The sequence below is a fragment of the Providencia rustigianii DSM 4541 genome (genome assembly GCF_000156395.1).
Taxonomy (GTDB): domain Bacteria; phylum Pseudomonadota; class Gammaproteobacteria; order Enterobacterales; family Enterobacteriaceae; genus Providencia; species Providencia rustigianii.
Genome location: NZ_GG703822.1, coordinates 136,365 through 141,821, shown reverse-complemented (window position 1 = coordinate 141,821; position 5,457 = coordinate 136,365). Strand labels below are relative to the sequence as shown.

Here is a 5,457-nt window from a genome sequence, read left to right as displayed (position 1 = left end):
TATCTTGTATATCAGTGATGCAGCACAGAAAACCGAATGATGTTGATAAAATTCGTGAAGCCCTAAAAAGTAGTAAAGGACCAGGGAATTTCCGTAATTTATTTTTGTATGCACCGGGGGGAAAGAAAGACGGTATTCAAACTATCCCTTTGTCGGAGGCGGCAGCAAAAGATGAGTTTCTGAATATCAAGAATGTGAGTCGTGATGATATGTTAGCGGCGCACCGTGTTCCCCCTCAAATTATGGGGATCATTCCTGAAAACGTAGGCGGCTTTGGTGATGTGGAAAAAGCCGCGAAGGTGTTTGTTCGCAATGAACTTATCCCACTACAAAGTAAGATGATGCAGCTTAATGATTGGTTTGGTGCTGAGATTGTTAAGTTTGATAAATACTCATTGGATTTAGATAACGACGACTAGAACAAACTCTCGTAAGCTAATCAAGATACCGCCCTCAGTGGCGGTATTTTTTCGCCCACAGGTAGGAGATCTCGATGGTTTAAATAATAATATAACCCCACTCTATTATATCAAAACCACAACACCAAGACTAATCCCCTGAATTTAACCCTCATCAAATTGACCGCTAAACGCTCTGTAATGCATTCTGAGGTGACCCAAAATAATTGCTATCCAGTTATAGAAATTTGAATTTAACGCCGCTATGGCTCGGAAATTTTGCAGACGGATTATTAACAATAAACATGTCGCCGCGCAATCGTAGCCCCGCCACGCCTGCCCACTAAATAGGTCGGTTTTCATGCACCTGCAAGAGATCGTCTGAACCGCGCCAGTGGTGAGGCTTCGCGTGAGTAACGATCCTTTTTTAATCTTGCGGATTTGTGCAGGAAATTGCGAAATTTGCGCGTCAGGCAAAGTAAAAATAAAAACCGCCTTTTATGTATCAAGAGTGCGAAAAATAATCTCGTCTAAAACCCAAAACGCGCGATTGCTCCCCCGCCTCGCCCGCACACAAAAGGTGTGCTTTTTTGTGCAGTTTTGCCGATCACCAAAACCCGCACCAGTACAGGCACGGAGTAGCAGATCAGTTAACGTTAAATTTGTGCAATTTGATGCGAAATTGTGAGGTTATTTTTATCGTAAATTTTATATTTACAAAAAATTACAAACTTTATTTTTAAACTAAAACACAAAAAAACCAGCCGAAGCTGGTTTGATTAAAATATGCTACTTTTATTTCGCATTATTTGCAGTCGCAGTGAGGGATAACAAAGACTTTCGCTCTTTTCGGATAGCTAATTTTTCCATTAACATTCCGATAGGGAGTAAATGTTACCTCACAAGAGCTTCCACATTTTGGACAATAACCTGTCGCCATAGTGTAAATTCCTATGATTTTGTGAATGCTGTAAATTCATACAGATTGCACATTGTGAGGAGAACCGCTACACTACAGACCAATTTCAAAAAGTATTGCGGTTGAATTATCTCCATACTTGACGGATGTGTTAGCGCACTCCGCCCCCTAAAGTCCTGTTAGCGCAGGACTTTTGCATATAGAATTATTACTTTTCTTATAATCCCATATAATTATTTGCAATTGCACTGAGGAATAACAAAGACTTTCGCTTTTTTTGGATAACGAACTTTGCCGTTAACATTTATAGAACGAGTAAATGTTACCTCACATGCGTTTTTACATCTCGGACAATATCCCATCGCCATAATGTAAACCCCTGTGGTTCTGTGAATGCTGTAAATTCATACAGATTACACTTGGTGAGGAGAACCGCGATACCAACTACTAATTTCAAAAAGCATTACGGTTGAATTATCTCCATACTTGACGGATGTGTTAGCGCACTCCGCCCCCTAAAATCTTGTTAGCGCAAGACTTTTACATATAAAAATCAAAAGACATCTGGTTTGTTTTTAATCCCATTGTTTCTAGTACTATTTCTGCGAAACTATCGGCTTGCCATTCAGCATCTTCTATCCTAGTTGGTGCTTTATTCGCAAAATGAAGCAATGGTTTATGAGCTAATAGTAAATGTCCTAACTCATGAAACATAACTTCTAAGGCATGTTCTTCACCTAAACAGGCCATTGTATAAATTTTATTTGGTACAGATATTGTTAAGTTACTTGGGTCGCAATGCCCTATTGTAAGGTTAGCAGTATGTGCCTCCCACTCATTGTCATCCATGACATGAATAGTAATCCCGTACAAGTAGAGATCCTCAAAAATTTTATCATATCTCTTTCGCTTACGTTTGCTTTTGCCAAAATCATTAATCCCGAACGCATGGCAAAAGTTTATAGCTCTAACTGCAATTTCTTCCTCTGGCATAGGGGATACACGGATCCCTCGCATTTGATACATATCTAACCCTCATGATTTATACTTAGTTTTTTTGGATTTGCTGTAATAAATCAGCAAAACATTTTAGTTGTTCTGGCGTAAATTGTGATTTAGCAAATCCAGCAACAAGCATTTGTTGTTGTTGTGATAAACCATCAATCGGAACCGTTTCATTTGATACATTCGCTAACTCTTCCAAAGAATCTATCTTGTGATTTTTTCCTTTAAAAAAGTTATCTATTTTTTTTACCCATTTAGCTGGTATCTTTTTACCGCCTGTCTCTAATCCACTTAAAAATGCAGGGGTTGTTTCCAGCTCTTTGGCCATTGTCAAAAGTGTATATCCTATATCTATCCTCGCTTTTCTAACGGCCTTACCAAATTCAGTGAGTGCCATGTTCGTGTCCTCTTGTTATCGTTACTACCGCAGCCATTGATGTTAGCTTATATTTATAATTGCTGAATTCAACATTATGAAATCAACATAAAATGCTCATTATATTCGTGCATATTACACAAACAAAAATATCAATTCAACCTTTTTGGTTAAATTAATTATACCAATTAGGTTAAATTAATTCACCAAAATTAAAAGTAATTATATTTCAATCAAATACAATCAATTTACGTTTCTCTCCTCAATTTTGTGATTCGGGTCAATGCATCAGTGCACCGTTGTTTATACTTCTGACTTCTAGCCTCATTTTGTGCTTCTATTTCTTGTTTTCTTTGCTCTTTTCCATCTTCTGTTAACTCTAACCTCAACCGTTCCCCATCTAATTTCAGATAATAGTTACCATCACTAACGCCCATACCTTTCGTAAACATGGTTTCAACGTGCGGGATATCGAAATCAATACCGACCTCATTGGCAAAAGTAACTATTTCCGACTGAATTTCTTTATCACTCTCGCTTAATTCAATTTTTGATATCTGTCTTTGCTGATTACCCTGTGATATTTCGCTGCCTGCGGCGTTATTAGCATCTGTTTCTATAAACGCGAAACCGTATTCCTTAATGTTACATACTTCACCTGAACCCTGTTCAGGCTCGTAAAATTGTACATCTGATAGATTGGACGTGATCCGCGATCTACAGTTATTGACAGGACTCCGAGGCGCTCCGCTGTCGCTTCTTAAAAGATTAAGGTCAAGGTCAACGGCGCTTTTCTTGACGATTTGATACTTTCTTTCGCGGGTTTTAATGACTGGTGCACCGGATTTTAATTGGTTGTAGATACCAACTACTTTCTGAACCTCTTCCCCGTAGGCGTTTACGTCATTAGTCTCACGAGCTACGCGGATCGTTTCCAATTTGCGAGGAATACACGGACCACCTTGAGACATGACATACTCAAAAAAGTCACCCTCATCAGCCGCCGCGCGAACACGCTCCGCAATATCGCCGAGGCTGTCAGCAATGGAAACGCCGCGCAATCGACGACACTCGCGATACGCACCTTTGGATGGGAGTTTATAAAATTTAAATTGAGGAATACGCCACGTTGAAGCCCACGCTGTTACTGCCGCAGCCATACTTTTTAAGTCTTTGCCCGTTTCATGGTCTATTTCGCCATCAAGCGCATACCCATCAATATTTTTAGCAATATACTTAGCGATATACCCGACGGCACCGCCACGGTTCATGTGCTTGCATTCGAAACGGAATTTCTGTGCGCCGGCTTCGTTTCCATCTTCTTTCAAAGCCCGTTTACGCATAATATCAATCGCTTCTGCGCGTTTTGCTTTATCAACAAATAGCAACATGTGCCAGTGCGGCGTACCGTCATGATGTGGCTCGACAACACGGACACCGTAAATATTGATATTTTTATCATTGAAAGCCGAGCGAATACGCGACCAAATTTTAACTAAATAGCGCTGCCCATCTTTTGGCGTAAAAGCCTCATCTTTCCACTTATGATTAAGCACCGCGTAAAAATCATCTTTACCGGTTTCCTTGTTTTTTTCTTTGCGCTGCTTGGTGGGATGGTATTTCGACGGGCAAGTTAATGTAATAAACATGCCGATATCGCCACGCTCTTTCGCTACGCGTTCAATACCTGCCATTTGCGCCATGAGTTCCATTCTGCGTATTTCAGGGTTAGAAATACTCGCCATGACTTTCTCAAACAGATCAAACCGCTCGCCCGTTTCAACATCTTGAATATCCATACCTTGCAGATATTGCATATTAGATAAACGCTGAGCTTGTACCTCGCGAATAGCTTGCTTACTAGCATAAGGCTGGCGATTTACACACACGTCCATATTCGCAATCATGATCGCCTCAATCCATTGGGTACGGTGAGCTTTCAGCTTTCTATGCCAAAAGTCTGCGTCAACTAAGCGTTGTACAGCCGCAATTACTTGGCGCGTGGTTAAGTTTTGCTTCCCTTTCCTGCGCTTTCTATTTTTCAAAACTTTCAAATAGCTTTGATAGTGAAAAGGACACACATGTAAACCATTGGAAAGCTCAGCTAAACGCCCATAAATCAGCGTTTGTGATGCATCTTCATAGATAACCTCACGATCACCGCCATTTTCCTCAGTCAACTTATCGCAATAGATTTCATAGAGACTAAAAAAACCACTGGAAATATGTTCTGCCAGTTTTTTAATTGGCTTGTCATACAGATCAAACAGTCGGTTAAACTGGCTAATTTCAGGTGTAAAACGAGTGGATAGCGTCAATAGCGCTTTTGTATCTAACTCATAGCGTGAATTAACAGCTGTAATGCGAGGGTAGATTTTTTTGTAAAAGTCAGAACGCAAATACTCATACGCTTTATATTGCCCTGACTCTTTAATAAGGTTCTCATAGTGCTTTTGAATACGGTAACGCAAGATGCGCGGTAAAGTTTCTACTTCACCTAAAATCGCTTGCGCATGAATTAATTGTTCATGCGATAGAGATTTTCCCAAAGCATCTATATCAGCTTTGTAATAATTATTTTCTTTGGGCTTATTCCACGAATACGGAAAATCCATATCAGCGGAATAAGTTAATCCCTGTTGCGTGAAATCCAATACCTTAGACATTAAGCGCCCCGCCCAATGTTTCTGGTCTTAATAAATTAATGGCTGTTTCACAACGACGAGAAATGACATCAACAGTCTGGCGGTAAACATCCA

General features: G+C 40.0%; 3 protein-coding genes and 1 pseudogene. 1 reads left to right on the top strand and 3 read right to left on the bottom strand.

Features of this window, described 5'->3' with window-relative positions; translation table 11 throughout:
- Positions 1-419: pseudogene (locus PROVRUST_RS17465) on the top strand (phage portal protein); the annotation flags it as partial.
- Positions 420-1,857: 1,438 nt separating this feature from the next.
- On the opposite strand, the gene PROVRUST_RS17460 reads toward PROVRUST_RS17465, so the two are convergent.
- From PROVRUST_RS17460 to PROVRUST_RS17450, 3 genes are all read right to left on the bottom strand, one after another.
- The gene (locus tag PROVRUST_RS17460; RefSeq protein ID WP_240669305.1) at positions 1,858-2,310 is read right to left on the bottom strand and encodes a M78 family metallopeptidase domain-containing protein; all 453 of its coding nucleotides are present in this window, start codon (positions 2,308-2,310) and stop codon (positions 1,858-1,860) included.
- A 55-nt stretch (positions 2,311-2,365) separates the two neighbouring features.
- Positions 2,366-2,719, bottom strand: a complete 354-nt coding sequence (locus tag PROVRUST_RS17455; protein WP_006816230.1) for a helix-turn-helix domain-containing protein — start codon at positions 2,717-2,719, stop codon at positions 2,366-2,368.
- A gap of 227 nt (positions 2,720-2,946) precedes the next feature.
- Positions 2,947-5,364 (bottom strand): replication endonuclease, encoded by a 2,418-nt coding sequence (locus PROVRUST_RS17450; protein ID WP_006816229.1) that lies wholly within the window; start codon positions 5,362-5,364, stop codon positions 2,947-2,949.
- Positions 5,365-5,457: the final 93 nt, after the last annotated feature.